Genomic DNA, 24,417 nt, shown 5'->3' with positions numbered 1-24,417 from the left:
ACGCATTGGAATTAGTGCCTTTAGTTATGGTCGACCCCGCGGAAATTGGCAGCAGAAAAGCCGCCGAATTGCCCGTTTCTGTGGACAATTTGGCGGCTGTGGATAACTAGCTGCGGACACCCAGCTGTCGCTTACTTAGTACTTGGCGCCGTCCTCAACTGCGAGACCGAACGGAATGCCGGTGTCTGACGGCCAGTACTTCTCGTCAGCTGAGAAGCTAATCGTTACCCTTTCCCCGTCGCTGTGGAGACTTGGGTTAATCACGACATGGTCAATAGTGCGTGTCTCAGATTCATTACTTCCTGCAAGCTTTGCTGTCACTTCAGTTGGCTGGTCGAGAACCAGAATCGCAAATTGTCGATCGTCGGCAGTATGGGGGTTGGGATCCTCACGCTGCTGATAAGCGAGAACCTCGGCTCGATTCTGGAAAACCTTCACAGTACCGGTCACGGTCTGCTGGCCGCTGGTTCCGTTGCTCGACCCCTGCGAACTAGAACCCGAAGCCCCAGACTGCGAACCCGAGCCCGAGTCCGAGTTCGAACCCGACCCCGAAGCCTGCTGCCCCGCCGTCGGATTCGGGCCACCGTTGCCACCGTTACCACCATCAGCGCCAGTACCATTCGAGCCCGAGCCCGGCGCGCAGTCATTACCAGCAGCAATGGCCTCGACGACATCCAGGTTGTCAACCGGAATCCAGTTAAACTGTTCGAACTCCCCGGCACCCGGATTCGCAGGCGTTTCCACCAGCTCATTGCCCTGGCGCGTCACCAGCAAATCTTCCTGATCGCGCCCCATCCTCTCTGCAGAAAACGAGAACATACCCGGCTGACCAGTAGCTCGCTGAAGAGCGCGACGTACACCGCCCACAGAAGTCACGCCGTCATGGTAGGAATTCTGAAACTGAATTTCCTGACCATTTTCGTCAACGCCGTAGACACCAATCGCATCAATTTCGGCGCTCATCGCACTTGTGCCATAGTTCAGCACCAGCTCGGGCACGCACCCATCATCAAGATGCACGAGCGCATATTTCATCGCCCCACCAGGACTAACTTCACCGACAAAAGTCTGCAGTGGCGCCGGGTTCGCCAGCACCTGCTTGTACACAACGACGGCCTTCTCCGCCTGCGCCTGCGCATCGCCATTTTCGCTTGACGACGACGCCCCACCCTCGGCAGCCGCCGAATCGCCACCCCGTTCCCCAGAAACCTGGAGGAAAAGGAACAGAGCCAGCAACAGGATAATCAACACCAGCAGCACCAAGATGGTGATGAGCTGCTTGCGGGTTTTGCCACCTGAGCTAGTCGAAGGCGTGGGTGTGTGCGTGGTCATGATTGAAGAACTACTCGCCTTGGAAGAATTTTTCCCAGTTGTCTTCGCTGGTCAAAGATGGCACGGCGGCACGCCACTGCTTCGCAAGGTCGTCCCACTTGGAGGACAGTTCGCGCATGAGGCTGATGGTCTCGGCGCGCATGGACTTTTCCTTATCCAGGTCGCGGACCAGGTGACGCACACCGTTCTGGGAGGCATCGGTAACCCAAACATCGTCGAAGGTGGAAATGTGCCACCAGAAGGAGTCCTCGAAGGCCACAGCCACCGGTCCCGGGCGCTTCTTACCCATCTGCGTATAAGCCAAACGCTTTGCCATCGTCTTGTTTTCGCTGGAAATCTCGTGTGACGGCGGGCGAACCGGAGTCAGACCACCCGGCATCTCGTGCATCGGCAGCAGCTCGGTCTCCGGGAAGTTCTTTCGACCAGCAGAAATGCGAGCGAAGTCGCCCTGCGATGCGTTCTTCAGCACCTCCGGGCCACGCAGCAGGTCACGAACAGCTTCCATCTGCGTCCAGGCCAGGCCGTAGCGCATGGAGACCAGGTTCGAGAGGATTCGTCGTGAAGCGACGTTGACCATGTCCTTTGCGGTGACATCGCCGTGCATGGTGGCGGCGATGAGGGAGTTGCGCAGGCCGAAGTACTGGGCGGCGTTTTCGATGTCCTTCCAGTAGAAATCGGCGTGCCAGACGGCGGCGCCCGGAATGGTGTCAGTCGGGTAGCCGGCCTTGGCGGCGCGGAAACCGTAGTCGATGTCGTCGTACTGGAAGAACAGCGGCAGCGCCAGGCCAATCTTCTTAATGACCTCGGACGGCACCAGGCAGGTCCACCAGGCGTTGTAGTCAACGCCCAGGCGACGCAGCTGGTGGTACTTGCGCACGTCCACGTCGGCGTAACCGAACTTGGGGTCGTTCTCCTCGACCGTCAGCGCCTTCCAGTTGTAGGTCTCGCCGGTGCGGAAGAGGCTGGTCGGGTTGAACAGGAAGAGCATCTGCGCACCGAGCAGCATCGGCTTTTCCGCGCATACGGCCAGGGCGGATAGGCGCAGGGTGGTTTCGGGCTCGGGGCGGATGTCGTCGTCGGTAAGCAGAACCATGCAGTCGCCCGCAGCGGTGGCGTCGCGCATGCCGCGGGAGAAACCGCCGGCGCCGCCGAGGTTCGGCTGGTGGACAACGTTCAGGCGCTCGCCGAGGATCTCCTTGGCCTGGATGAAGTCGGCTTCGTCGGCCGGGTGCTGTTCGCCCTGGTCAACGACGCGGATGGTGCGAACGCGCTCAAGGGCTGGCAGGTCCTCAGCCAGCGTGGCGACGGTTCGAGCACAGTCAACCGGTCGGTTGTAGGAACAAATGACCAGGTCAGTCGGAATATCGCGCTTGATAGCCGACTTGGGCACAACATAGCGGACATCGGAAATCTTTGCGCCTGCGTCCTCGGTGTCGAAGCGCAGGTGAATGGCACCGCCATCGGCGAAGCGGTCCAGCGGGACGGTCAGACGCACCTCTTCATTGGCAGAACCTGACATCGGCGAGTGCTCACCGGTCCAGTTGCCGTCGGCATCCGAGCCGCCCGCTGCCCAGGAGTCCTCCAAGCGGAGGTGGCCCCCAATATCTTCGGTGTAGGCCAGCACACGCGCGGAACCGACCACGCGCGCACGGATTTCGACCTGCTTAATTGAGGTCCAGCGCTGCCAGTAAGAAGCTCGGAAGCGACCGAAGTAGGTGTCAGTGCGCACCACGGTGTGGCGACCGAGCGTGATCGAGTTACGGGTGGCCTGCACCGAGCTGTCGTAGGCGCCAACGCCTTCGACTCGGTAGTACAAATCCGGCTCCACCCAGTCTGCGGGCGGAGCAAACAGCACGCGCTGAATAGTCAGCATGTCAACATCGGTTTCGGCGGTCAGCTGAGTGGATTCCTTATTAGAAGCAGTCGAAGTCACGTCCCCCAGCGTATCGCGCTATTTCACACGGAAGATGAATACACGCTGAATGATGAAGTTAATTACCGTCGCAACGCCCTGTGCGACGACGAATGCGCCGAACTGTGCCCACTGCGCGTTCCAATCCCAGGCCTCGACAAGCCAGGGCTGCAACACATTAAAGATGCCGACCTGTGTGGCGTAAGTAATCAAGTACAGCACCGCAACTGCCAGCACCTTCTTCGCCGAGGACTTCGACTTGAAGGTCCAGCGGCTGTTAATGATGTACGCCGTAATCGTGCCGAAAACCCAGCCGACCGTCTTGCCCCAGAAGTTGGTCGCCCCGAAGGCGTTGAGCATGATGAACGTCAGGCCGAAGTCCACCACCGCCGCGATGACGCCGGAGATGATAAAGCGCATCATCTGCACTTTCAGTCCGTGCTCGTCCTTGGTCTCCGTCGCCATTGGCACTGCGGCCGAGTCCTCTACGACAAATCCGTTTTCGTGGGAGCCGTTTCCGAGCTTGCCGTTGTCGCGGTTCGGGTTTTCATTTGCTGTTTCATTCGCTGACACGCCTAGGAATTCTAGGCCACCGGCCAGCTAACAAACAGCCAGCGCGAACATAAACAGGCAATAAAGAGGAGAAAAGAACTAACGCCGCAGCGCCTCACGCAGCAGATCCAGCCGCTCCACCGGCGAGAGCGCATCCGCCCCAGCTAGCCCCAACGCGCTCATCTCCGCCCAGCTAGCCGCCGCCAATTCCTCAACGTCCTCGCCGGATAGTGGGATGCCCTCGTCGCTCTCCCAGCCGAGGCGCTCCATGACATGCGCCGCCACATCATGCCGCAGCTCATCCGAGGTCAGCGCCGCCAAGCACAGCAGCTCCACCAATGCCGCATCGTGCCCGGCTGGGTCTTTCTCGGCGTCCTCTATAGGCAATGCACGCAATCGCTTGACGACGCTCTCCCCCGCCTCCCCGGTCAATTCAAGCGCGGTTGATTCCGACCTCTGCAGGTCCAAAGCCTGTAACAGGGGCACGAATTCAAACACCCCCGACCTCTCGATGATGTCCACGATATCGGCACGAGCGGTGGCCAGCGTATTTTGAATAGAGTCCCGCCCGGTCAATTCCCTATTGATTGCGGCAATATCTACCGGCTCCTCCGCGTCCACATCCCCCAGTGCGCGGATTGAACCCGAGCCACCGATGCACAGGGCATCCGGGGTGGCCTCATCGCGGGCAAAAGCTTCTCTGACCTGCAATGTATGTTCCCACAGGCCCCACTGCCAGATAAGAGTATCGCCGGGACTTTGCAGCACCTCGGCAACTGTGGTGGACAGGGGAACATCGACGACTCCGACCGCTGCGGGTCTGCCGTCAGTCACCAGCTGCGCCGCAGACTCCACCGCAGAGCCGGGCAAATGGAACTTCGTCGGCACGCTTTCCTCGCCCCACCCAAAGATGACCGCTAACACGCGGGACAGGCTTCGCAGATCCATCTGGTCATTGACCCCGAAGACGCGGTGGGCACTGCACGGTTCTTCCTCTAAAGAGGCACCGATAATGAGCGTGGCCGGTTCCGTGGCCACGCGAACGCCCGGGAAGGCGACTACGTTATCGGTCTGTGCTGCCATACCTCACAGCGTACGCAGGAAAAACAATGTGGCCTGGATAGCAAAAACTCGCTACAATGCGCGCGTTTTTACCAGTGGAATCTGGCGCGGCTCCGCGCCCCACGGCTCTACCAAGTACTTGCGACGCAGGCGCTGCGACTCCACCGCGGTCCACTGCGCCACCAGCTCTTCTACCCCGCGGGCAAGCCCCAGCACCGGCCCTGCGACTTTTTCGCCAACATGCGGAAAATCAATAACCTCCACGTCGTTGACCTTGGGAAACCGCGGCTCCGTCAGATTTCCCTTGCCGGGCTTGGCCTTCTCTTCCTTCGCGGCAGCGCGCAGCTGCCCGATGTGGTCACGAATGCCGGCCACGGATGCCGGCAGGTCAATCACCGTGGCCCCCGCCTGCTCAATCGCTTGCGATAGCAAGTCCGCACCCTCAGCACCCTCAGCACTCTCTGCCGCAGCGTCACCGTCACCATCGCCCGCGGTCACAGACGCAACAAAGCAACCGGTGAGCAGATTGGTGGCGGTCTCCAGGGCTCCGTCGTCAAGCGGATCCACCAGCCATGCACCCGACAACCTCTCGCCTGCAAAGGACGGCGAGAGCTCCACATGCCAAATGACAACGGGCGATGTGGAACTACATACGGCAAGGGTCTGCGGAGTAGCAGCAGGCGTGGAAGTCATGAGGTTGATGGTATCGCGAGTGACGGATCCCACGCGGGGTAGCCTTTATCGCATGTTCGACTTTTTCAAGAAGAAGCCGCGTGAAACCATCAACATGGCCGCCGAGTACACCAACACCCCGCTGTCGAACCAGATGGTCATGCTGTTCGCCGAGGAACTGCCCATCCTCGACAGCAAGGAACGCGCACAGGTCTACCGCGCACTCGAGGCGTACGACGGCCCGCAGATCACCTCGCAGGAAATGCTGCCGGAAGAGATCCGAAAAATTATGGATCTATAGTCTCTCCGTATATTTCGCTTGCTTTCCGACGGCCCGTGCGCGACCTCAAGCGTGACCAACACCTCGGAGCGTCACGGGCGACGGAGCCGGTGCAAAGGGGTAGCCTAGCCTTGATGTCCACTAACACTAACGGCAAGTCCAGCACCGATGCTTCGAACGGTGCCTACGGAGCCGTACACACAGAAGCCAGGACCCTGACCGGTTGGGGTCGTACCGCCCCCGCTAAGTCCCAGGTGCTGTCGACGCCGGACTTGGATGAAATCGTTAACGCCGTCAAGGCTGTCGCAGACCAGAACTCCGACAAGCCTGCCCACCTGCGCCGCGGTGTAATTGCCCGCGGTATGGGCCGCTCTTACGGCGACCCCTCCCAGAACTCGGGCGGTCTGGTCATCGACATGCAGAAGCTCAACAAGATCCACTCCATTGACCAGGAGTCGGCGATTGTTGATGTCGACGGCGGTGTCACGCTGGACCAGCTGATGAAGGCCGCACTGCCCTACGGCCTGTGGGTGCCGGTGCTGCCGGGAACTCGCCAGGTCACTATCGGTGGTGCCATTGGTCCGGATATTCACGGTAAGAACCACCACTCCGCAGGTTCCTTCGGCAACCACGTGCTGTCGATGGAGCTGCTGGTCGCTGACGGCCGTATCCTGCACCTTGAGCCGGAGGGCTCTGCAGACGACCCGGACGGCAAACTGTTCTGGGCAACCGTCGGCGGCATGGGCCTGACCGGCATTATTGTCCGCGCTCGGATCAAGATGACCAAGACCGAGACGGCCTACTTCATCGCCGACGGCGACATGACCCACACTCTGGACGAGACCATCGAGTTCCACTCCGATGGCTCCGAGGAGAACTTCACCTACTCTTCCGCGTGGTTCGACGCCATCTCACCGGAGCCGAAGCTGGGACGCGCCGCAATTTCCCGCGGTTCGCTGGCAACCTTGGCTCAGCTGGAGGAATACGCCCCGAAGCTGGCCAAAGATCCGCTGAAGTTCAACGCTCCGCAGCTGGTGACTGTGCCGGATATCTTCCCGTCCTTCACCATGAACAAGCTGACCATGATCAGCATTGGTGAGCTGTGGTGGCTGAAGTCCGGTACCTACCGCAACCAGGTGCAAAACCTCACGCAGTTCTACCAGCCGCTGGATCTCATCGGCGAGTGGAACCGCGGATATGGTTCCAAGGGCTTCCTGCAGTACCAGTTCGTTGTTCCGCGCGAGGCCGTCGAGCCGTTCAAGGAGATTGTCCGCGATATCCAGCGCTCCGGCCACTACTCGGCACTGAACGTATTCAAGCTGTTCGGCGAGGGTAACCGCGCTCCGCTGTCCTACCCGATGCCGGGTTGGAACGTCTGCGTGGACTTCCCGATCAAACCGGGTCTCGGCGCCTTCCTCGATGATTTGGATAAGCGCGTCATGGAGTTCGGCGGCCGCCTCTACCTGGCCAAGGAGTCGCGCACTTCCGCCGCTAGCTTCCACCAGATGTACCCCGAGATGCAGAGCTGGCTGGACACCCGCAATGAGATTGACCCACACGGTGTCTTCGCCTCTGACATGTCGCGTCGACTGGAACTGCACTAAGACAACCGAGAGGATTTAAGCCCCAATGATTAATGCTGTAGGCGCTGCCCAGTCCATCCTGCTGCTCGGCGGCACTAGTGAAATCGGTCTGGCCATTACCGCCGAGTTCCTGAAGAAGGGCCCGGCCAAGGTCATCCTGGCTTCCCTGCCGAACGATCCGCTGCGCGAGGCCTCCGCTGAAAAGATGAAGGCCGCCGGCGCTTCCGAGGTGGTCACCCTCGACTTCGACGCAACGGACTTCGACTCCCACCCAGAGGTCGTCGATAAGGCATTTGCCGACGGCGACGTGGACATCTGCATCGTCGCGTTCGGCATGCTTGGCGACGCCGAGGAGCTCTGGCAGAACCAGCGCAAGGCCGTCCTGGCTGCGAACATCAACTACACCGGTGCGATGTCGATGGGTGTTCTCGTCGGTCAGAAGTTCAAGGCGCAGGGTCACGGCCAGTTCATTGCCATGTCCTCCGTTGCTGGCGAGCGCGTGCGTCGCTCCAACTTTGTCTACGGTTCCACCAAGGCCGGCCTGGATGGCTTCTACCTGAACCTGGGTGAGGCCCTGGAGGAGTACGGCGTGAAGACCCTGGTGATCCGCCCTGGTCAGGTCCGTACCCGTATGTCCGCCGACGTGGACGAGGCTCCGCTGACCGTGAATAAGGAAGATGTTGCCAAGCTCGCGGTGAAGTCCGTCGAGGCCGGTAAAACCCTGGTCTGGGCTCCGCCGGCATTCCAGCTGGTGATGATGGTGCTGAAGCACATTCCGCGCCCGATCTTCAAGAAGCTGCCGATTTAAGAGCGGGTTTCGAAGGACTCGATGGAACTCGGCGGAGCTTGACGGGGCTTGACGGGCTGACGTACCCACCTTTGGCTCCGCCGTTCGTCGGAGTCCGGTTCCTGTGCAAAACTTGAGGGCATGGTAGACAAGCAGGCCGAAACCTCGAGCGCTGACACCACGGGTGCCGACATCACTAGCGCCAACTCAACGGGCGCACGATCCTATAGTGAGCTGGTTGACGAAGATCGCTACGAAATCTTCAACGATGACCAGCTCTCCCTCAAGGCTGCCCTCCTCTACCTGGTCGCAGCGCTTGTGGGCGGTTCGGTTATCGCTCTGGCGTCCTGGTTTGTGTTCCACCGCCTGTCACTGCCGGCCTTTGGCGGCTCGCAGCTGACCAGGGCGGTCGCAACAGCGCTGATTGTCATCACGCTGACGCTCACCACCGTCCTGCTGTATTTCTTCGCCACCAAGGGCAAAGACAATCGCCCCCGGTGGCTAACGTGGTTGACGTACCTGATGGCTTACATGTCACCGGCCATTCTGGTGGTCTCTGCCGTCGGCCTGCCGCTGGGCTCGACCAAGCTGTGGTTAGACGGTCTGTCTGTCGACCAGGAGTTCCGCACTGAATACCTCACCAGGATGGCCGCGGAGCCTGGCCTGCATGACATGTCGTACATCGACATCCCGTCTTTCTACCCCGCTGGTTGGTTCTTCCTGGGCGGACGCCTGGCCAATATCCTGGGCATTGCCGGCTGGGAGGTCTTCCAGCCCTGGGCGTTGATGACACTCGCCGCTGCTGGCTGTGTTTTGATTCCGGTGTGGCAACGCCTGAGTGGCTCCCTGCCCGTGGCCACTGGCATTGCGCTGACAACCACGGCGGTCGCCCTGGCGACTGTCGCCGATGAGCCCTACGCCGCAGTCGTTGCTATGGGTCTTCCGGCGATGACCGTGATGGCCTGGCGCGGTCTCACCGGCGCCTGGTCCGCCATGTTTGGCGTGCTCGTCTTCCTGGGTATTTCTGCGACTTTCTACACTCTTTACACTGCCGTAGGCGCGCTTATTGTGGTCGTGTTGGCCGTGGTCGCGTGGACGTCGTCAAGCTCTTGGATGCCCGTAGTGCGCCTGATCATTATGGGCGTGGGGTCGATGCTGATTGCGGCGACGGTGTGGGGTCCGTACATGCTGGCGGTTGCGACGGGGGCACCGCGCTCGGGCGCGACAGCGACGCACTACCTGCCCCCGGAGGGCGCGCAGCTGCCTTTGCCGATGCTCGCCGCCAGCGTAATCGGTGTGCTGTGTTTCATCGGCGTCGTGCGCATGCTGGTCAGCGCCACGGAGCCGGATGCCCGCGCGCTCGGCCTGGGCACGCTGGTGCTCTATGGCTGGGTAGTTGCCTCGATGGTGGCGACGCTGCTCGGACGCACGCTGCTGGGGTTCCGCCTCACCGCACCGATTACGTTCATGTTGATTGCGGCTGGTGTGGTCGCGCTTGCCGACGCCCGTCTCAACGGCATCGAGAAGTATTGGCCGCAGGCGGCACCAGCTCACATTGCCAAGCGCGTTTCCGCGGTAATGGCGGCAGTCTTGCTGCTGGCGGGCATTGGCTACGCGCAGTCGATTCCGAATAAGTTGCATGGCGCCATCGACTTGGCGCATACCGACACCGACGGTAACGGCGAGCGCGCGGACCGCTTCCCACCGAATGCCGGGGCGTGGTACTCAGCGGTGGACCAAACGCTGAAGGAGGCCGGGCTCGATCCGGCCCAGACAGTGGTGCTGACGGATGAGAAGAATTTCCAAGCACTCTATCCCTGGTATGGATTCCAGGCACTGACCAGCCACTACGCTAACCCTCTGGGTGAGTTTGACCGCCGTAATCAGGCATTGGAGGAATGGTCGGAGATTCGCGATCCCGATGAGCTCGTACAGGCCATGGATGAAACGCCGTGGCGCGGACCGGATGCCATTGTGCTGCGGGGCGAGGTTGAGACACCTGATGGCGAGGATGCCGCTCCACTGACGTTGGACATCGCGGATGATATCTATCCGAACAATCCGAATGTGGTCTTCCGGAGCCTGAATTTTGCCCGCTCTGCATTTGAGAAGCACTGGGAGCTAAACCAGGTCGGCCCGTTCGTAGTGGCGGTTCGCAAGTAGGTATTGGGCGGCTATCCCCTGCTGTAAACGTGATTCCTGTTACTAATGTGGAAACTGTGATGTAACTTTCGCGTTGCAAACTCAAAGAAAAACGCCAATTACCGTAGTATCTTTCCTTGTGACTGCCGAAACTAAAGAAATCAAAGAAAGTGTCGACGGCTCACCCGAAGTGACCATCGACCGCGTGGAGAGACCGCCTATGGACGGCCCCTCTCCTACGACACTGACTCGTTGGACAGCGATTATCGCTGGAATCGTCGGTTTCATTTGCTTTGTCATCACACCGTTCCTCCCGGTCGTGAATACTCAGTCCTCCGTGTCTTGGCCTCAGCGCGACACACTGAACTCAGTGGATGCACCGCTTATGGCGCAGGCACCGTTGGATCTGAGCGTCGATCTGCCTCTGTCCCTGACGGATGAACTTTCCGACAAACGGACGACCCTGTTGTCGACTATCCCCCCGACCGCGGATAAGCCGACCAAACGGGGCCTGATGGTGCGTTCGGGCAAGGACGGCCTCGACGTCATTCTGCGCGACAGCGTGGTGATGAGCCTGGATAAGAAGGAGCTTGCCAGCAACAAGGGCAAGATCCTGGAGATCCGCTCAAACGAGCATGAGACCACCGTCAACATCGACGGCGCCAAGAACTCAGATGGTGAGAAGCTCACCGCCACCACACACGGCGATTACCGTCCGCAGGTCACCGGTATCTACACTGACCTGCCCGCTGACGGTGACGCGGCCAAGGCCGTAGCCGATGGACTCGATGTCCACATGAACATCGACTCCCGCTACACCTCACACCCGACAGTGGTGAAGTACATCGTCATGTACTTGGGTCTGCTTCTGACGCTGGCTTCCCTGGTCGCGTTGGCTCGCATTGACCGTATCGACGGTTCCCCTTTCACTCCGCTGTTCAAGCGCGGTGCGTTGAAGCCGACTCCGCTGGACATCCTGGTCGGCACGATTTTGGTTGTTTGGCACTTCATCGGTGGCAACACCTCCGATGACGGTTACATCTTCACCATGGCGCGCGTCTCCGACGAGTCGGGCTACATGGCGAACTACTACCGTTGGTTCGGCGCTCCTGAGTCACCGTTCGGCAGCCCTTACTACGACCTGCTGTCGCTGATGGTGAAGGTGTCCACCTCATCTCTGTGGATGCGACTACCGGCGCTGCTGTCCGCACTGCTGGTGTGGTTCATTATTTCCCGAATGGTTATCCCGCGCCTCGGCGACAAGATTGCCCAGCGCCGGGTGGCCTACTGGTCTGCTGCTGGTGTGCTGTTGGCCTTCTGGCTGCCGTACAACAACGGACTGCGCCCGGAGCCGGTCATTGCTCTGGGATCCCTGCTGACCTGGGTATTCATTGAGCGCGCAATTCTGACTCGACGCCTGCTGCCAGCTGCAGTCGCAGTGGTTATCGCCACGCTGGCACTGGGCTCGGGCCCAACGGGCCTAATGGCAGTTGCTGCCCTGCTCGCAGGCATCCCGATGCTGGTGCGCATTGTCGTTGAGCGCCATAAGGCTCTCGGTGGTGGTTGGCAGGCCCCACTGATGCAGATTGCGCCGTTCCTGGCTGCGGGCACCGCAATCTTGGTCGGTGTCTTCGGCGACCAGACTTTGGCCACGGTCCGCGAGTCCATTCGCGTCCGCAGCATCATCGGCCCGTCGGAGCCTTGGTACAACGAGTACGTCCGCTACTACTGGCTGGTGCTGCAGTCGGTCGACGGCGCCTTCCCGCGTCGTTTCCCAGTTCTGATTGCACTGGCGTGCTTGACCATCACGATTGCCGCGCTGCTTCGTCACCGCACCGTTCCGGGGGCTCTGGCCGGCCCGTCGGCACGCCTGGTGTTCATGTTCATCGGCACCATGTTCTTCCTGACCTTCACGCCGACAAAGTGGACGCACCACTTCGGCGTGTACGCGGGCATCGCGGCTTCCCTGGCAGCACTTGCCGCTATGGCCATTAGCCATTGGGTAGCAGGTAACCCGCGCAACCAGCTGTTCTTTGCCGGTGGTATCACCTTCATCCTCGCTTTCTCGCTGATGGGCATTAACGGCTGGTGGTATGTGTCGTCCTACGGCGTGCCGTGGTTCGACAAGACCATTCAGTTGCGCGGCCACCAGCTGGGTTCAGCAGTATTGGCTCTGGCCTTGCTACTGCTGCTGGCTGGTGCCGTAATGAACTTCGTCCAGGAGTTCCGTACCAAGCCGAAGTCGCAGGAAAAGTCGGCACGCGCGCGCCGCGTCAATGCAGTTGCATCGTCCCCGATTGCAGTGACGACGCTGCTGGTGACGATGTTCATGGTGGCTTCACTGGGCAAGGGCGCAGTATCGCAGTACCCGGCATACTCGGTCGCCGCGGGCAATATCCGCTCCTTGGCTGGTCAGACATGTAATATGGCGAGCGATGTGCTGATGGAAACCGATCCGAACGATGGCTTCCTGAATACCGTCGATGGCAAGCCGCTAGCGGAATCGTTGCGCGGTGGCGAGAAGAACCGTGGCTTCGACCCGAACGGCGTCCCGTCAAACATGAAGGCCGAAGCTGTGGACACCAGCCAGAGCCAGGCAAGTACTGCCGACACTGATGATCAGTCTACTGATCCGGACGCCACAGTTGAGGGCGGCTCCGCGTCGGGCACCGACGGCGGCAAGCGCGCCGACAAGGGTGTCAACGGCTCGCAGGTCGAGCTGCCATTTGGCTTGGATCCGGATAAGGTGCCGGTGCTTGGCTCCTACTCCGAGGACATTCAGCGTCCTGCAAGCCTGGAAACTTCCTGGTTCCAGCTGCCTGAGATTGACGAGGACCACCCGCTACTCGTCGTATCGGCGGCCGGCCGTATCTTCCACCACGACATCAACGGTGTGGCTCAGCAGGGTCGCAAGCTGGTGGCAGAGTACGGTCGCAAGGGCGGCGACGAGGATGGCTTCGAGGTCCTCTCCGAGTCGGAGCCGATTGATATCGGCCCTGCTCCGACCTGGCGTAACCTGCGCTTCCTGACCGAGGAGATCCCAGAGGGAGCGACCGCTGTGCGACTGGTCGCGGAGGACAATGACGTCTCCGAGGATCAGTGGCTGGCACTGACCCCGCCGCGCCTGGCCGAGCTGCAGTCGATGACTGATGTCATTTCGCCGGAAACTGCGACTATCCCGGACTGGCCGGTTGCCTTCCAGTTCCCGTGCCAGCGTCCGTTCGACCACTACGCAGGTGTCGCAGAGCTTCCGGAATACCGCATCACTCCGGACCGTGGCCTGAAGGTCGTCGGTGCAGATGTCTGGCAGTCGGTCGATGGCGGTGGTCCGCTCGGATTCTCCGACGCTGTGAATGAGGCTACGTCCGTACCGACTTACCTCAAGAACGACTGGCGCCGCGACTGGGGTTCCGTCGAGAAGCTCTCGCCGCGTCCGAATAAGGACAAGGTCAAGCCGGATGTCGCCGAAATTGAGTATGAAGATATCACTCGCTCGGGTCTATACTCGCCCGGGAAGATGATTGTGAAGGATCCCTAGGCGAAAGAGCCTCGGTGCCTCCTTCACCTAAGGAGACCGAGTGACTGCACAAACCCGTTCCATCGTTGTCGCCGCAATGGTTGTGACTGACCCGGTGGGGCGGGTTTTGTGCGTTCGTAAGCGGGGCACGGATACGTTCATGCTGCCCGGCGGCAAGTTCGAGCCGGGTGAGTCCGTCGATCACCCGGAGGTCACCGCCGCGCGCGAAGTCTCCGAGGAGCTCGGCGTGGACATCGAGCTATCGCAGCTGCGTCCGTGGAATATCGCCCGTGCGGCCGCCGCCAACGAGGCGGGCTTCGAGGTCGTCGGCCACCATGTGCGCTATGTCGGCGAGTTCACCGATGAGCTGGCGAACGTTCAGCCCCACGCCGAAATTGAAGAGGTCCGCTGGCTCGACCCCTGGCTACCGACCGGGAAAATCGCCCCTATGCTGGTCGAAACCACTCTGCCGAAGCTCCGCGAAGAGCTGCCCCAGCTTGCCGCTGGCCGTGAGCAGCCACAGCGCGCACTGTCGTCACTGACTGTCTTCTGCGGCTCCGGCTTCGGCAACGATCCCGCCTGGCGCGTCACCGCCGAACGCCTCGGCCAGACACTCGCGGAAAATCGGGTGGAGCTCGCCTACGGGGGCGCGGCGATTGGTCTTATGGGCACGGTTGCTAACGCGTCGCTTGACGACGGCGGCAGTGTCACCGGTGTCATCCCCGAGGTCCTGGTCAAGAAGGAAATTGCCCATCCGCGGCTGACTCACCTGGAAACTGTTGCGACTATGGCCGACCGCAAGTCGCGCATGTATGAGCTTGGCGATGCTTTTGTTGCGCTCCCCGGCGGCGCGGGCACGCTGGAGGAGTTCTTCGAAGTGTGGACCCAGCAGCACCTGGGGATTCATGCCAAGCCAGTGGCGTTGCTGGGTCCTTCGGGCTTTTGGGAGCCACTGTTGGCTCTGCTCCGCAACGTTGTGGATGCGGGTTTTGTGCGGCCGGAGCTTCTCGATGCGCTTATTGTCGTCGACGACGTCGACAAGCTCCTGCCTGCGTTGATTGCGTGGCGTGCGGGGCGGACGAAGTTTTAGCCCGACCCCAGACCCCACAACATCCTGCTAGTGAGCAGCAGCCAGCTGCTGCAGCTCAGCTTCGGTGCCGTTGAAGACGTCCTCGTCCACGTTGGTCGGGATGCCATCGACGCGGCCGGTGGAGGAACGCTGCCAGAAGGCCATACTCTCCCAACCACCCGGCAGTGAGGTCGGAGCGCTGTCTTCGTAGGCGGCGAGCCACAGCGGGTAGTCGGTGAAGTCGGTCGAGTTACCCATCGGGTTCTGCCAGAACCAACGGTAGGTGTAAATCATCGGGGTTTCGCCGGTCTTTTCCTCTACGCGCTCGAGGAAGTCCTTGGTCCACTTCTGCAGCTGGGTCGGGTTGAGGCCATTATCCAGCTCGATGTCCAGCACCGGCGGCAGTGTCTTGTCTGTGGAGATTTGCTCATCGCGCTGCTGCAGTGCTTCTACGTACTGGTCAGCCTGCGCAATTGCGGAGCGATCCGGATGTGCCTTGTGGTAGCTGCCCACATACAGACCGGCCTTCGCTGCAGCAATGGAGTCCTCGAGGAAGTACTTCTGGTCACCTTCGACACCGTCGGTGGCCTTGATGAAAGCGAACTTCTGGCCGCTGGCTGCGACCTCGTCCCATTTCAGCGCGACGCCACCTGGGCGCTGCCACTTGGAAACGTCCACGCCGGTCGGCCCCATGTTGAAGCCGGTGCGAGCCGAGTTTGACGATGCGCTGGTAGCCGAACCAGTTGACGAACCGTTGGCATCAGAGCCCTGCGACTCCTGAACAGTCAAAAAGTCGAGCGACCCCTTGGAATCAGCAGCGGACTGGTTGGAGTGTGCAGATGCGTCCTGTGTTTGTGCGTCTGCCGGTGCAATAACACCCAAGGTCAGCGGCGCAACGGCCACGATACTTGCCAAAGTGGCGCGTCCCGGGCGTCGCTTCAACACCGCGTTCGCGGAAAGTGGAAGAAATTTCATGGTTTGCACCTTACCCCCTAAACCACTTCAGCCCCATTCGTAAGCCTAAACTTATTCCACCCCTCCAGTCACAGCTTCAATCCGCCCTTGCCCCTAGACTGGCGGCATGACAAATAGCACTAATACTGAGACCCAGTCCGCAACGTCCCAATTCTCAACAACTCCTCGCCCGCAGGACGACCTCTACTTGGCCACCAACGGTGGGTGGATTAGCAATCACGTCATCCCGGCTGACCGCCCCATCGATGGCGCCTTTTACAAGCTGCGGGATGAGGCGGAGGAAAACGTCCGCGAGCTCATCACCACTGCCGCCGATGCGGATCCGAATTCCCGCGTCGCTCGCTTGTACAACTCTTTTATGGACGAAGCCGCTATTAATAACGCCGGCGCAGCTCCTCTCGCGCAGGATCTAGAAATGATTGCCTCCGCCGAGAACGCGCATGAGCTGGCGTTGGCGCTCGGCCGCCTCGACCGCCTCGGTGTCGGTGGTGCGCTCGGGTACTGGGTAGAGAAGGATTCCGGCTCGGACCTGGATGCTCTCTATCTGTTGCAGTCGGGCCTCGGCCTCCCGGATGAGGCTTACTACCGCGAGCCTGGTCACGCCGACACCCTCGCTGCCTATGAGCAGCATGTTGCCGCTATGTTGAAGCTTCTCTCCTCGCATGACGACGGCGCGGGGAACCTCTCCACCGCGCTTGCTGCATTCGAGTTGGTGGACCCGGCCGCTGCGGCGGCGCGCATCGTGGCTTTTGAAAAGCGTATTGCCGCTGGTCACTGGAATGTGGTCGATACCCGCGATGCACTGAAGACCTATAACAAGACGGCCATTTCTGACCTCCCCACCGGCTTCCCGGTCGCGGAGTGGCTCGCGGCCACCGGTGTCAATGAGACGAACCAGACTGCCATCGACACCATCGTGGTGATGATGCCGTCGTACTTCGAGCACTTGAGCAAGTTGTGGCAGGACACTGACCTGGCAGATCTGCGCCTGTGGGCACTGTGGCGCGTCCTCCACCAGCGCGCCGCCTACCTGTCGGATGACTTCTCTGCGGAGAGCTTTAACTTCTACGGCCGCACCCTGCAGGGTTCGACCGAGCAGCGTGCACGCTGGAAGCGTGGTGTTGCCTTTGCGGACGGGGCGGTTGGACATGACGTCGGCAAGCTGTATGCGGAAAAGCACTTCCCTCCGGAGTACAAGGAGCAGGTCCTGGAACTGGTGGACTACCTGCTGGCGGCGTACCGGGAGCGAATTTCGAAGCTGCCGTGGATGACGAAGGCGACACAGGAGCGGGCGCTGGAGAAGCTGTCGCTGTTTAAGGCCAAGATTGGCTACCCGGAGCGTTGGCGTGATTACTCGGCGATGGAGCTCGGGGATTCACTGATGGACAATGCTCGCGCTGCCAGCGCTTTTGCGCATGATTATGAGGTGGCAAAGCTGGGAACCCCGGCCAATCGTGATGAGTGGCATGGCACTCCGCAGACGGTCAATGCCTTCTACAATCCGGTGGTCAATGACATCACGTTCCCGGCTGCGATTTTGCAGTCGCCGTTCTTCTCACCGGACGCTTCCCCGGCGGAGAACTTCGGTGGCATCGGTGCGGTTATTGGTCACGAGATTGGTCATGGTTTTGATGACCAGGGCTCGCAGTATGACGGTCACGGCAACCTTCACCAGTGGTGGACCGATGAGGATCGCGCAGCTTTTGAGAAGCTGACCTCCGCACTGGTGGACCAGTACGAGGGCCTGGTTCCGCAGGCTCTGCGCGAGCAGGCCGAGGAGGGCGCTGACCTGCCCGGTGTCAACGGTCGCTTCACCCTGGGAGAGAACATCGGTGACTTGGGCGGGCTTGGTATTGCTGTCGTCGCTTTCCGCCGTTTCCTCGCTGCCCGCGGAAAGGAACTCGGGTTGGAGGACACCCCCGAGACCTACCGTGACCTGTTCAAGCAGTGGGCACTGGTCTGGCGTTCCAAGATTCGTCCGGAGTTTGCACGTCAGCTGCTTGCCATTGACCCGCACTCGCCGGCGGAGTTCCGCTGCAACGTCATTGCCAGCAACATCGATGAGTTCCATGAGGCCTTCGGCACTTCAGCGGGGGACGGCATGTGGCGTGAGCCGAATGAGCGCGTGAATATCTGGTAATTCTGCGGGAACCCAACCTGCGCTGCCTTATCCTCCGATGCTTTCCGGGCTCTCCGATGCCTTCCGCAGCCTCCGGGGACAGCAAACGCCTCACCGTTTACTACAAATGCAAAAGCTGACTTTTTGTTTTTGCAAACGTAGAACTAAAATCACAGGTGAGGCGCACGCTTTCCCGATGACCAAGTCGGGCAGGGTCCCAATCAAGCGAGGTTCCTGTTACAAGTGCGCTTACTAAGTGCTCTTGCTGGAGGAGGCCGCTGTGGACACCCGCGACATCCAAGCACTCACCGCCGTCAAGCTCTATTACGGCGAGGGGCTCACACAGTCTCAGGTTGCAACCGAACTCGGGGTTTCCCGCCCAACGGTCTCTAAACTGCTCAACCTTGGCCGTGAGCGCGGTTACGTGCGCATTGAAATCCACGACCCGCGCGAGGAAGCCTCAGAGACCGCGACGCAGATGCGGGATCGCTACCAGCTCAACGATGTGCGCCTGGCGCAACCGGCACGCGCTGGCAACGCGGTCTTGCTCCGCGAGTTGGGGCGTGTGGGCGCCGAGCTTCTCGACGAGCTGGTGGTCGACGGTACCCTTCTCGGTGTTTCGTGGGGTAAGACCATGTACTCCGTATCCACGCAACTGAAGTCCAAGGATGTCTCGGGCGTGGAAATTGTGCAGCTCAAGGGCGGAATGAGTCATTCCGATAAGTCGACGAATGACATCCGCACTATTGGCGGGTTCTGCCACGCTTTCCATGCCTATGCCCGCACATTGCCGCTGCCGGTGATTTTCGATTCGGTCGAGACCAAGCGCATCGTGGAACAGGATCGGTTCATCGCCAGCGTATTGGCGCTTGGCCGGACGGTGGACATTGCCGTTTTCACTGTCGGCGCAGTCGACCATGATTCACTGGCCTTGAACTTGGGGCAGCTGTCGGCAACCGAAAAGGACTTACTCGTGGAGCGCGCAGTGGGCGATGCCTGCTCACGCTTCTACCGCCCGGACGGTGGCATTGCGCTGCCAGAGGTCGATGCCCGCACGGTAGGTATCAGCCTCTCTGACCTGCGCCGGATCCCCACTCGGGTACTTGTGGCCGGTGGCGCACACAAGGCCGAGGCTATCGATGTGGCCCTTCGAACAAAGTTGGCCACTCACTTGGTCATTGACGATGCCACCGCCGAGCGCCTACTTTCGCTCGACTCATCGGACTCACCGGGCTCGCCAGACTCACCCACTAGCTCCACCCCTCCCTCTGCCACGGATTAGCTGTCTCGGGACGCATCAGTACAAAGAACTGACACCCGGGCCCGAGAAGCGTCTCTGCCCTCTTCGACCGATAGACTTAAGCGAGCGCAGATGTCCGCATATATGTTGCAGCCGCTGTCCGGTCGGAGAGGACGATTCTTTAGGTGTCACCAGCACAGCAGATCAAGCACACACTCCAGGCCTACGAGTCGGCGGACGCATCTTTTGCTCAGTCCGCGAAGAAGTTGCCACCCGTGGGGTGGAAAGGAGCGCTCTACGCTCTCAAGCGTGCGGGTATCGAGTTTTTCTTGGAGCTCGGTTTCGACGCCGCCGCGAAGTTGACTTACTACACGGTGCTAACCTTCGCACCCGCACTGCTTGCGATTTACTCAATTGCCACGCTGATGTTGTCCGGTTACACCGATGACCTCAACCGACTGACCGAGGATTTCATCCGCAGCTACATTCCAGCTGAGTATGCCGAACCGATTCGCAATGTCATCTCAACGATTATCGGCTCCGCCACGGGCGGTCTCGTCGCACTGACTATCGGTATTGTCTTTGCGCTGATTTCGTCGTCGGCCTACACGCGCGCATTTTCGCGCACGGGTAACTCCATCTATGGCGTATCCGAAGGCCGCACGCTTATTCGCTACCACCTGCTCATGGTCGCCATTACGCTATTGCTGCTCATTGGCACGGTGGTACTGCTCATTGCGATTGTTGTCAATGACCAGCTAGTTATCACCATCGTCGAACCGGTTGCCCGCCCGTTGGGTATTGAATCGACCACGCGACAGGTCATTGACTTCTGCATCTCCGTCTGGAGTTGGCTGCGCTGGCCGGTCATTATCGTCATGTCGATGATTCTGATTGGCTCGCTGTACTACTTCACACCGAATGTGCGCATGCGCAAATTCCGCTGGCTCAGTACCGGTTCGGCACTGGCAATTATCAGCTCGCTGGGTATTGGCAAGGCATTGCAGCTTTACCTGTTCAACTTTGCGGCTTCAAACCCCTACGGCGCCATGGGTGCCGTCATTGCTCTCATGACTGCACTTTGGGGCATTAATGTCGTCGTGGTCTTCGGCTTCAAGCTGGATGCCGAGGTTGAGAGGATGCGCCAACTGCGCGCCGGCCTGCCCGCAGAGCGATACATCCAGCTTCCACCCCGAGCTACCGCGGCCGCCGAGGGCGAGCAGAAAATCCATCAGAATCTAGAAAAGCAGGCGGCCGAATTCCGAACTGAGGAAGAGCTATAGCGCAATCACACCCACAATTGCAGCGTTGAGCAGGTTGGTGCACAGACCCGCAATCAGCGCCAGCGGACCGTTCTTGGCAATCTCACCGCGACGCTCCGGCGATAGCGCACCGAAGGAACCGATCTGAATTGCAATGGAAGACAGGTTGGCGAAGCCAGCCAGGGCGAAGGTCGCCAACATGATGGACTTCGGATCCAGCGAGTCGACGTGCTCCGAGAACGAGGTGTAGCCGACGAACTCGTTCAGAATCGTCTTCTCACCAATGAAGCTACCGACCAGCCCTGCGTTCTCCCACGGCACACCAATCAACCAGGCAATCGGCGCGAAGATTAGGCCGAACAGCCCCTCCAGTGACCAGTTTTCCTGACCGAACCAGCCGCCGATGCCGCCAATCATGGCCGACAGCATCGCAATCACAGCGATGAACGCAATCAACAGACATGCCACAACCACAGCGATACGACCGCCGGCCAACGCACCCGATCCTAGCGCGTCAATGACGTTCTTCGACTCAGTGTCGCGGACATCCTTCACCGACGCATCCAGATCGGATTCCTCCGTCTCCGGCCAGAAAGTCTTCGCAATCAGCAGCGAGCCCGGCGCGTTCATTACCGATGCCGCCAGCAGGTACTCCAATGGCGCACCGAGCAGGGAGTAACCAATCAACGTCGATCCGGCCACCGAAGCAAAACCGCCCGACATACATGCGAACAGCTCCGACTTGGTCAGTTTCGGAATATACGGCTTAACGACGAGCGGAGCCTCCGACTGCCCGAGGAAAATCACCGTGGAAGCGAAGACGGACTCTACCTTCGAGGTTCCCATAATGAACTTCAGTGCGGACCCGACATACTCAACGAAGTACTGCACTACCCGCAGGTAGTAGAGGGCACCGAGGACTGCGCCCAGGAAGATGATCACTGGCAGCACGTTGAGCACGAAGACGAAGTTTTTCCCCGTGCCGTCGAAAAGATTACCGAAGACAAATGAGGTGCCCTCATTTGTAAAGTCGATCATCTTCTCAATGGCACCGGCGACGCTCTTCAACGCCTGGAAGCCGGGTTCCCACTTCAGCACTACCAGCGCGAACACCGCTTGCAGCAGCAGGCCAACGCCGAGCGTGCGCCAGTTAATGGCTTTCCTGTTCTTTGAGATAGCAATGGCAAATCCGATGACGAGGATGATGCCCAGTAAGCCTTGCAGTCTATCCATGACTAAGGTCTTCTTTCTTGATAAAAGAGGCTGTGGTGATGATGCCTACAGGTCCTCGGGACCAAAGGCGTAAGGGAGAATTTTTTCGAAGTCGATGCTGGCCGGAGCGCCTAAACCACCATTTTCCGGGCGCTCGGATTCCACAATGACACGCTTGCACCCAAATTCGTGCAGGACCTGCCGACAGGCACCACAGGGGTGGCACGGTGCCGCCTTTCGCCCGACAATGGCACAGGCCGCAATCTTATGGTTGCCGCCGTGCTCCGCGACCATGCGGAACACGGCTGTGCGCTCTGCGCAGTTGGTCAACCCATAGGACGCATTTTCCACGTTGCAGCCTGTGACCACCGTGCCGTCGTCAAGCAGAAGTGCGGCACCGACCGGAAAACCTGAATAGGGGACGTACGAGTTTTCCGTGGCTGCGTAGGCCTTAGCCAGTAGTTCTTCGTCTGAGATGTGGGACATTGTGCTCTCCCTCCCCGAGCCTGTGCGAGGTGTTTATGCAAACATACTTATGTGGGTACAAATGGAAAGTTAACTATTGACATTTGTTCTAGTGCTGATGATAATCGGAATCAGCAGAGTTCACAAGACCAATATCGCTAAGCACAATCGCCTATAAAAGGAGCGAACAATGGCTGAAAAGTTCGATGTAGTTGACGTCATCAAGGTAAAGCGTGATGGCGGTGAACTCAGTCCGGAAGAGATTTCCTGGGTCATTGACGCCTACACTCGCGGCGTCGTGGGCGATGAACAGATGGCGGCGCTGAACATGGCCATCTTTATCCGCGGCATGAACCGTCGCGAAATTGTGGATTGGACTCAGGCGATGATTGACTCGGGCGAGACCATGAGCTTCGCATCGCTGAGCAAGCCCACCACGGACAAGCACTCCACCGGTGGTGTCGGTGACAAGATCACGCTGCCGCTGGGCCCACTGGTGTCCTCCTACGGCGTGGCCGTCCCGCAGCTGTCCGGCCGCGGCCTCGGCCACACCGGCGGCACCCTGGACAAGCTGGAATCCATTCCTGGCTGGCAGGCTGATGTTCCGAATGACCGCTTGATGCAGATCCTGGAGGATTCCGGCGCGGTCGTCGCAGCAGCCGGTGCGGGTCTGGCACCTGCGGATAAGAAGATTTACGCGCTGCGTGACATCACCTCGACGGTGGACTGCATTCCGCTGATTGCCTCGTCGATCATGTCCAAGAAGATTGCGGAGGGCACCTCCAGCTTGGTGCTGGATGTCAAGGTCGGTTCAGGCGCTTTCATGAAGGATCTGAATCAGGCCCGCGAACTGGCCCGCACCATGGTTGACCTGGGCAACGACGCGGGCGTGAATACCCGCGCACTGTTAACGGACATGTCCACTCCGCTGGGCCTGACCATCGGCAACGCCCTCGAGGTCCGCGAATCGGTGGAGGTTCTCGCTGGCGGTGGCCCCACGGACGTCGTGGAGCTGACCTGTGAGCTGGCCCGAAACATGCTGGAGCTGGCCGGCGTACACGATGCTGACGTGGAGCAGGCTCTGAAGGACGGCCGCGCAATGGATTCGTGGAAGAAGATGATCCGCGCTCAGGGCGGCGATCCGGATGCCGCGTTGCCGGTGGCACCTCACACGCACGATGTGGTTGCGCAGGCTGACGGTTACCTGACCAAGCTGGATGCACTGGCTCTCGGCGTTGGTTCCTGGCGCTTGGGCGCAGGACGTGCTCGTAAGGATGATCCGGTGCAGGCCACTGCCGGTATTGAGATTTTCGCCAAGCCGGGAGACAAGGTGGTCAAGGGTCAGAAGCTGCTCACGCTGCACACTGAAACTCCGGATAAGTTCGAGCGCGCTCTCGAGTCCATCGAGCCGGGCATTGAAATCGGCGACACCGCGCCGACAGCCGAGCGCGAGATTATCCTCGATCGCGTGTCCTAGAAAATTTCTGACGGGCTCGCGCCGGCGCCACTTCCCCGCCCCGAGCCCGCCATCTCCCTACTTTGACGCTCTCTCCCAAATTTCCGAAAGGACTTGATTTCTCCCATGACTTCCCGCGCTGATGTTGCCAAGATGATTGACCACACCCTGCTCAAGCCAGAAGCCACCTCTGACCAGGTCAAGGCTCTTATCGCCGAGGCCGCCAAGCTCGGCACCTACTCCATCTGCATCTCCCCCTCGCAGCTCCCAGTCGAGGTGCCTGAGGGCCTGCACATCGCCACTGTCGTAGGCTTCCCCTCCGGTGCGGTGAAGGCCGAGGTCAAAGCCACCGAGGCCGCCCGCGCCGTGGTCGATGGTGCCGAAGAGATTGACATGGTCATCAACATCGCCTTCGCCAAGGAGCACCGCTTCGACGACCTTGAGGCCGAAATCAAGACTGTTCGCGATGCCATTCCGGGCAAGGTTCTGAAGGTCATCATCGAGTCGGCCGCCCTGACCGATGAGGAAATCATCGCAGCTTGCAAGGCCTCCGAGTCCGCAGGCGCAGACTTCGTCAAGACCTCCACAGGTTTCCACCCAGCTGGTGGCGCTTCCGCTCACGCCGTGAAACTCATGCGCGAAACCGTGGGCGACCGCCTTGGAGTCAAAGCCTCTGGCGGTATCCGCGATGCCGCTGCCGCTGAGGAAATGATCGCCGCTGGCGCCTCTCGCCTGGGCCTTTCTTCCTCCGCCGCTGTCCTCGACGGTCTGAAGTAGGCT

The 24,417-nt window shown here is 60.1% G+C and carries 19 protein-coding genes; 11 read left to right on the top strand and 8 right to left on the bottom strand.

Going from position 1 to position 24,417, the window contains the following annotated elements; genetic code table 11:
- Window positions 1–135: 135 nt before the first annotated feature.
- The 5 genes from QP977_RS04815 to QP977_RS04795 form a co-directional block, all read right to left on the bottom strand.
- Entirely contained in the window at window positions 136–1,332 is a 1,197-nt protein-coding gene (locus QP977_RS04815; protein WP_069359678.1) for a hypothetical protein, read from the bottom strand.
- Window positions 1,333–1,342: 10 nt separating this feature from the next.
- Window positions 1,343–3,265, bottom strand: coding sequence for a glycosyltransferase (locus QP977_RS04810; protein ID WP_016421829.1), 1,923 nt, complete (start codon window positions 3,263–3,265; stop codon window positions 1,343–1,345).
- 18 nt (window positions 3,266–3,283) lie between these two features.
- Window positions 3,284–3,817, bottom strand: a complete 534-nt coding sequence (locus tag QP977_RS04805) for a GtrA family protein (protein ID WP_053093006.1) — start codon at window positions 3,815–3,817, stop codon at window positions 3,284–3,286.
- Between the two features lie 78 nt (window positions 3,818–3,895).
- Window positions 3,896–4,879, bottom strand: a complete 984-nt coding sequence (locus QP977_RS04800; protein WP_070827226.1) for a hypothetical protein — start codon at window positions 4,877–4,879, stop codon at window positions 3,896–3,898.
- A gap of 51 nt (window positions 4,880–4,930) precedes the next feature.
- The gene (locus tag QP977_RS04795) at window positions 4,931–5,584 is read right to left on the bottom strand and encodes a hypothetical protein (RefSeq protein WP_048732041.1); all 654 of its coding nucleotides are present in this window, start codon (window positions 5,582–5,584) and stop codon (window positions 4,931–4,933) included.
- A 19-nt stretch (window positions 5,585–5,603) separates the two neighbouring features.
- Between QP977_RS04795 and QP977_RS04790 the strand changes: the two genes are divergently transcribed.
- The 6 genes from QP977_RS04790 (at window position 5,604) to QP977_RS04765 (ending at window position 14,929) form a co-directional block, all read left to right on the top strand.
- Window positions 5,604–5,831 (top strand): hypothetical protein, encoded by a 228-nt coding sequence (locus tag QP977_RS04790; protein ID WP_005510976.1) that lies wholly within the window; start codon window positions 5,604–5,606, stop codon window positions 5,829–5,831.
- Between the two features lie 113 nt (window positions 5,832–5,944).
- On the top strand, window positions 5,945–7,414 hold the full coding sequence (dprE1, locus tag QP977_RS04785) for a decaprenylphosphoryl-beta-D-ribose oxidase (protein ID WP_284847180.1): 1,470 nt from the start codon (window positions 5,945–5,947) through the stop codon (window positions 7,412–7,414).
- Between the two features lie 25 nt (window positions 7,415–7,439).
- A complete protein-coding gene (gene dprE2, locus QP977_RS04780; protein WP_049189783.1) occupies window positions 7,440–8,201 on the top strand; it encodes a decaprenylphospho-beta-D-erythro-pentofuranosid-2-ulose 2-reductase in 762 nt (253 codons plus the stop codon).
- A gap of 120 nt (window positions 8,202–8,321) precedes the next feature.
- Window positions 8,322–10,343, top strand: a complete 2,022-nt coding sequence (locus QP977_RS04775; RefSeq protein ID WP_070652697.1) for a galactan 5-O-arabinofuranosyltransferase — start codon at window positions 8,322–8,324, stop codon at window positions 10,341–10,343.
- Window positions 10,344–10,461: 118 nt separating this feature from the next.
- Window positions 10,462–13,860: an arabinosyltransferase domain-containing protein gene (locus QP977_RS04770; protein WP_070652696.1), complete on the top strand. Its 3,399-nt coding sequence runs from the start codon at window positions 10,462–10,464 to the stop codon at window positions 13,858–13,860.
- 40 nt (window positions 13,861–13,900) lie between these two features.
- A complete protein-coding gene (locus tag QP977_RS04765; protein WP_070652695.1) occupies window positions 13,901–14,929 on the top strand; it encodes a TIGR00730 family Rossman fold protein in 1,029 nt (342 codons plus the stop codon).
- 27 nt (window positions 14,930–14,956) lie between these two features.
- Here the strand turns inward: QP977_RS04765 and QP977_RS04760 are convergent, their stop codons facing one another.
- Window positions 14,957–15,883 (bottom strand): glycoside hydrolase family 25 protein, encoded by a 927-nt coding sequence (locus QP977_RS04760; protein ID WP_070652694.1) that lies wholly within the window; start codon window positions 15,881–15,883, stop codon window positions 14,957–14,959.
- A gap of 106 nt (window positions 15,884–15,989) precedes the next feature.
- On the opposite strand from QP977_RS04760, the gene QP977_RS04755 reads away from it, so the two are divergent.
- The 3 genes from QP977_RS04755 (at window position 15,990) to QP977_RS04745 (ending at window position 20,525) form a co-directional block, all read left to right on the top strand.
- Window positions 15,990–18,023 carry a M13 family metallopeptidase gene (locus QP977_RS04755; RefSeq protein WP_070429111.1) on the top strand — a complete coding sequence of 678 codons (2,034 nt, stop codon included), beginning with the start codon at window positions 15,990–15,992 and terminating at the stop codon, window positions 18,021–18,023.
- Between the two features lie 259 nt (window positions 18,024–18,282).
- Window positions 18,283–19,284 carry a sugar-binding transcriptional regulator gene (locus QP977_RS04750; protein WP_049172610.1) on the top strand — a complete coding sequence of 334 codons (1,002 nt, stop codon included), beginning with the start codon at window positions 18,283–18,285 and terminating at the stop codon, window positions 19,282–19,284.
- Window positions 19,285–19,427: 143 nt separating this feature from the next.
- Entirely contained in the window at window positions 19,428–20,525 is a 1,098-nt protein-coding gene (locus tag QP977_RS04745; RefSeq protein WP_049172490.1) for a YihY/virulence factor BrkB family protein, read from the top strand.
- Here the strand turns inward: QP977_RS04745 and QP977_RS04740 are convergent.
- A complete protein-coding gene (locus QP977_RS04740; protein ID WP_048732023.1) occupies window positions 20,520–21,737 on the bottom strand; it encodes a NupC/NupG family nucleoside CNT transporter in 1,218 nt (405 codons plus the stop codon). The genes QP977_RS04745 and QP977_RS04740 overlap by 6 nt on opposite strands.
- 45 nt (window positions 21,738–21,782) lie before the next feature.
- Entirely contained in the window at window positions 21,783–22,202 is a 420-nt protein-coding gene (locus tag QP977_RS04735) for a cytidine deaminase (protein ID WP_049189792.1), read from the bottom strand.
- A gap of 169 nt (window positions 22,203–22,371) precedes the next feature.
- On the opposite strand from QP977_RS04735, the gene QP977_RS04730 reads away from it, so the two are divergent.
- Both QP977_RS04730 and deoC read left to right on the top strand, forming a co-directional pair.
- Window positions 22,372–23,658 (top strand): thymidine phosphorylase, encoded by a 1,287-nt coding sequence (locus tag QP977_RS04730; RefSeq protein WP_070549373.1) that lies wholly within the window; start codon window positions 22,372–22,374, stop codon window positions 23,656–23,658.
- Window positions 23,659–23,763: 105 nt separating this feature from the next.
- Window positions 23,764–24,414, top strand: coding sequence for a deoxyribose-phosphate aldolase (deoC, locus tag QP977_RS04725; RefSeq protein ID WP_016421813.1), 651 nt, complete (start codon window positions 23,764–23,766; stop codon window positions 24,412–24,414).
- The last annotated feature ends 3 nt before the right edge of the window (window positions 24,415–24,417 follow it).

Origin of the sequence: Corynebacterium sp. MSK012, assembly GCF_030232435.1 — a bacterium.
Lineage (GTDB): Bacteria > Actinomycetota > Actinomycetes > Mycobacteriales > Mycobacteriaceae > Corynebacterium > Corynebacterium jeikeium_D.
The sequence above is the reverse complement of the archived record's forward strand: the minus strand, read 5'-3'. Positions and strand labels throughout refer to the sequence as shown.

Excerpts from the sequence above, each read along its gene's own strand:
- QP977_RS04800 (WP_070827226.1), bottom strand. The coding sequence starts at position 4,879 with ATGGCAGCACAGACCGATAACGTAGTCGCCTTCCCGGGCGTTCGCGTG.
- QP977_RS04760 (WP_070652694.1), bottom strand. The coding sequence starts at position 15,883 with ATGAAATTTCTTCCACTTTCCGCGAACGCGGTGTTGAAGCGACGCCCG.
- QP977_RS04735 (WP_049189792.1), bottom strand. The coding sequence starts at position 22,202 with ATGTCCCACATCTCAGACGAAGAACTACTGGCTAAGGCCTACGCAGCC.
- QP977_RS04740 (WP_048732023.1), bottom strand. The coding sequence starts at position 21,737 with ATGGATAGACTGCAAGGCTTACTGGGCATCATCCTCGTCATCGGATTT.
- QP977_RS04730 (WP_070549373.1), top strand. The coding sequence starts at position 22,372 with ATGGCTGAAAAGTTCGATGTAGTTGACGTCATCAAGGTAAAGCGTGAT.
- QP977_RS04775 (WP_070652697.1), top strand. The coding sequence starts at position 8,322 with ATGGTAGACAAGCAGGCCGAAACCTCGAGCGCTGACACCACGGGTGCC.
- dprE2 (WP_049189783.1), top strand. The coding sequence starts at position 7,440 with ATGATTAATGCTGTAGGCGCTGCCCAGTCCATCCTGCTGCTCGGCGGC.
- dprE1 (WP_284847180.1), top strand. The coding sequence starts at position 5,945 with ATGTCCACTAACACTAACGGCAAGTCCAGCACCGATGCTTCGAACGGT.
- QP977_RS04790 (WP_005510976.1), top strand. The coding sequence starts at position 5,604 with ATGTTCGACTTTTTCAAGAAGAAGCCGCGTGAAACCATCAACATGGCC.
- QP977_RS04755 (WP_070429111.1), top strand. The coding sequence starts at position 15,990 with ATGACAAATAGCACTAATACTGAGACCCAGTCCGCAACGTCCCAATTC.
- QP977_RS04815 (WP_069359678.1), bottom strand. The coding sequence starts at position 1,332 with ATGACCACGCACACACCCACGCCTTCGACTAGCTCAGGTGGCAAAACC.
- deoC (WP_016421813.1), top strand. The coding sequence starts at position 23,764 with ATGACTTCCCGCGCTGATGTTGCCAAGATGATTGACCACACCCTGCTC.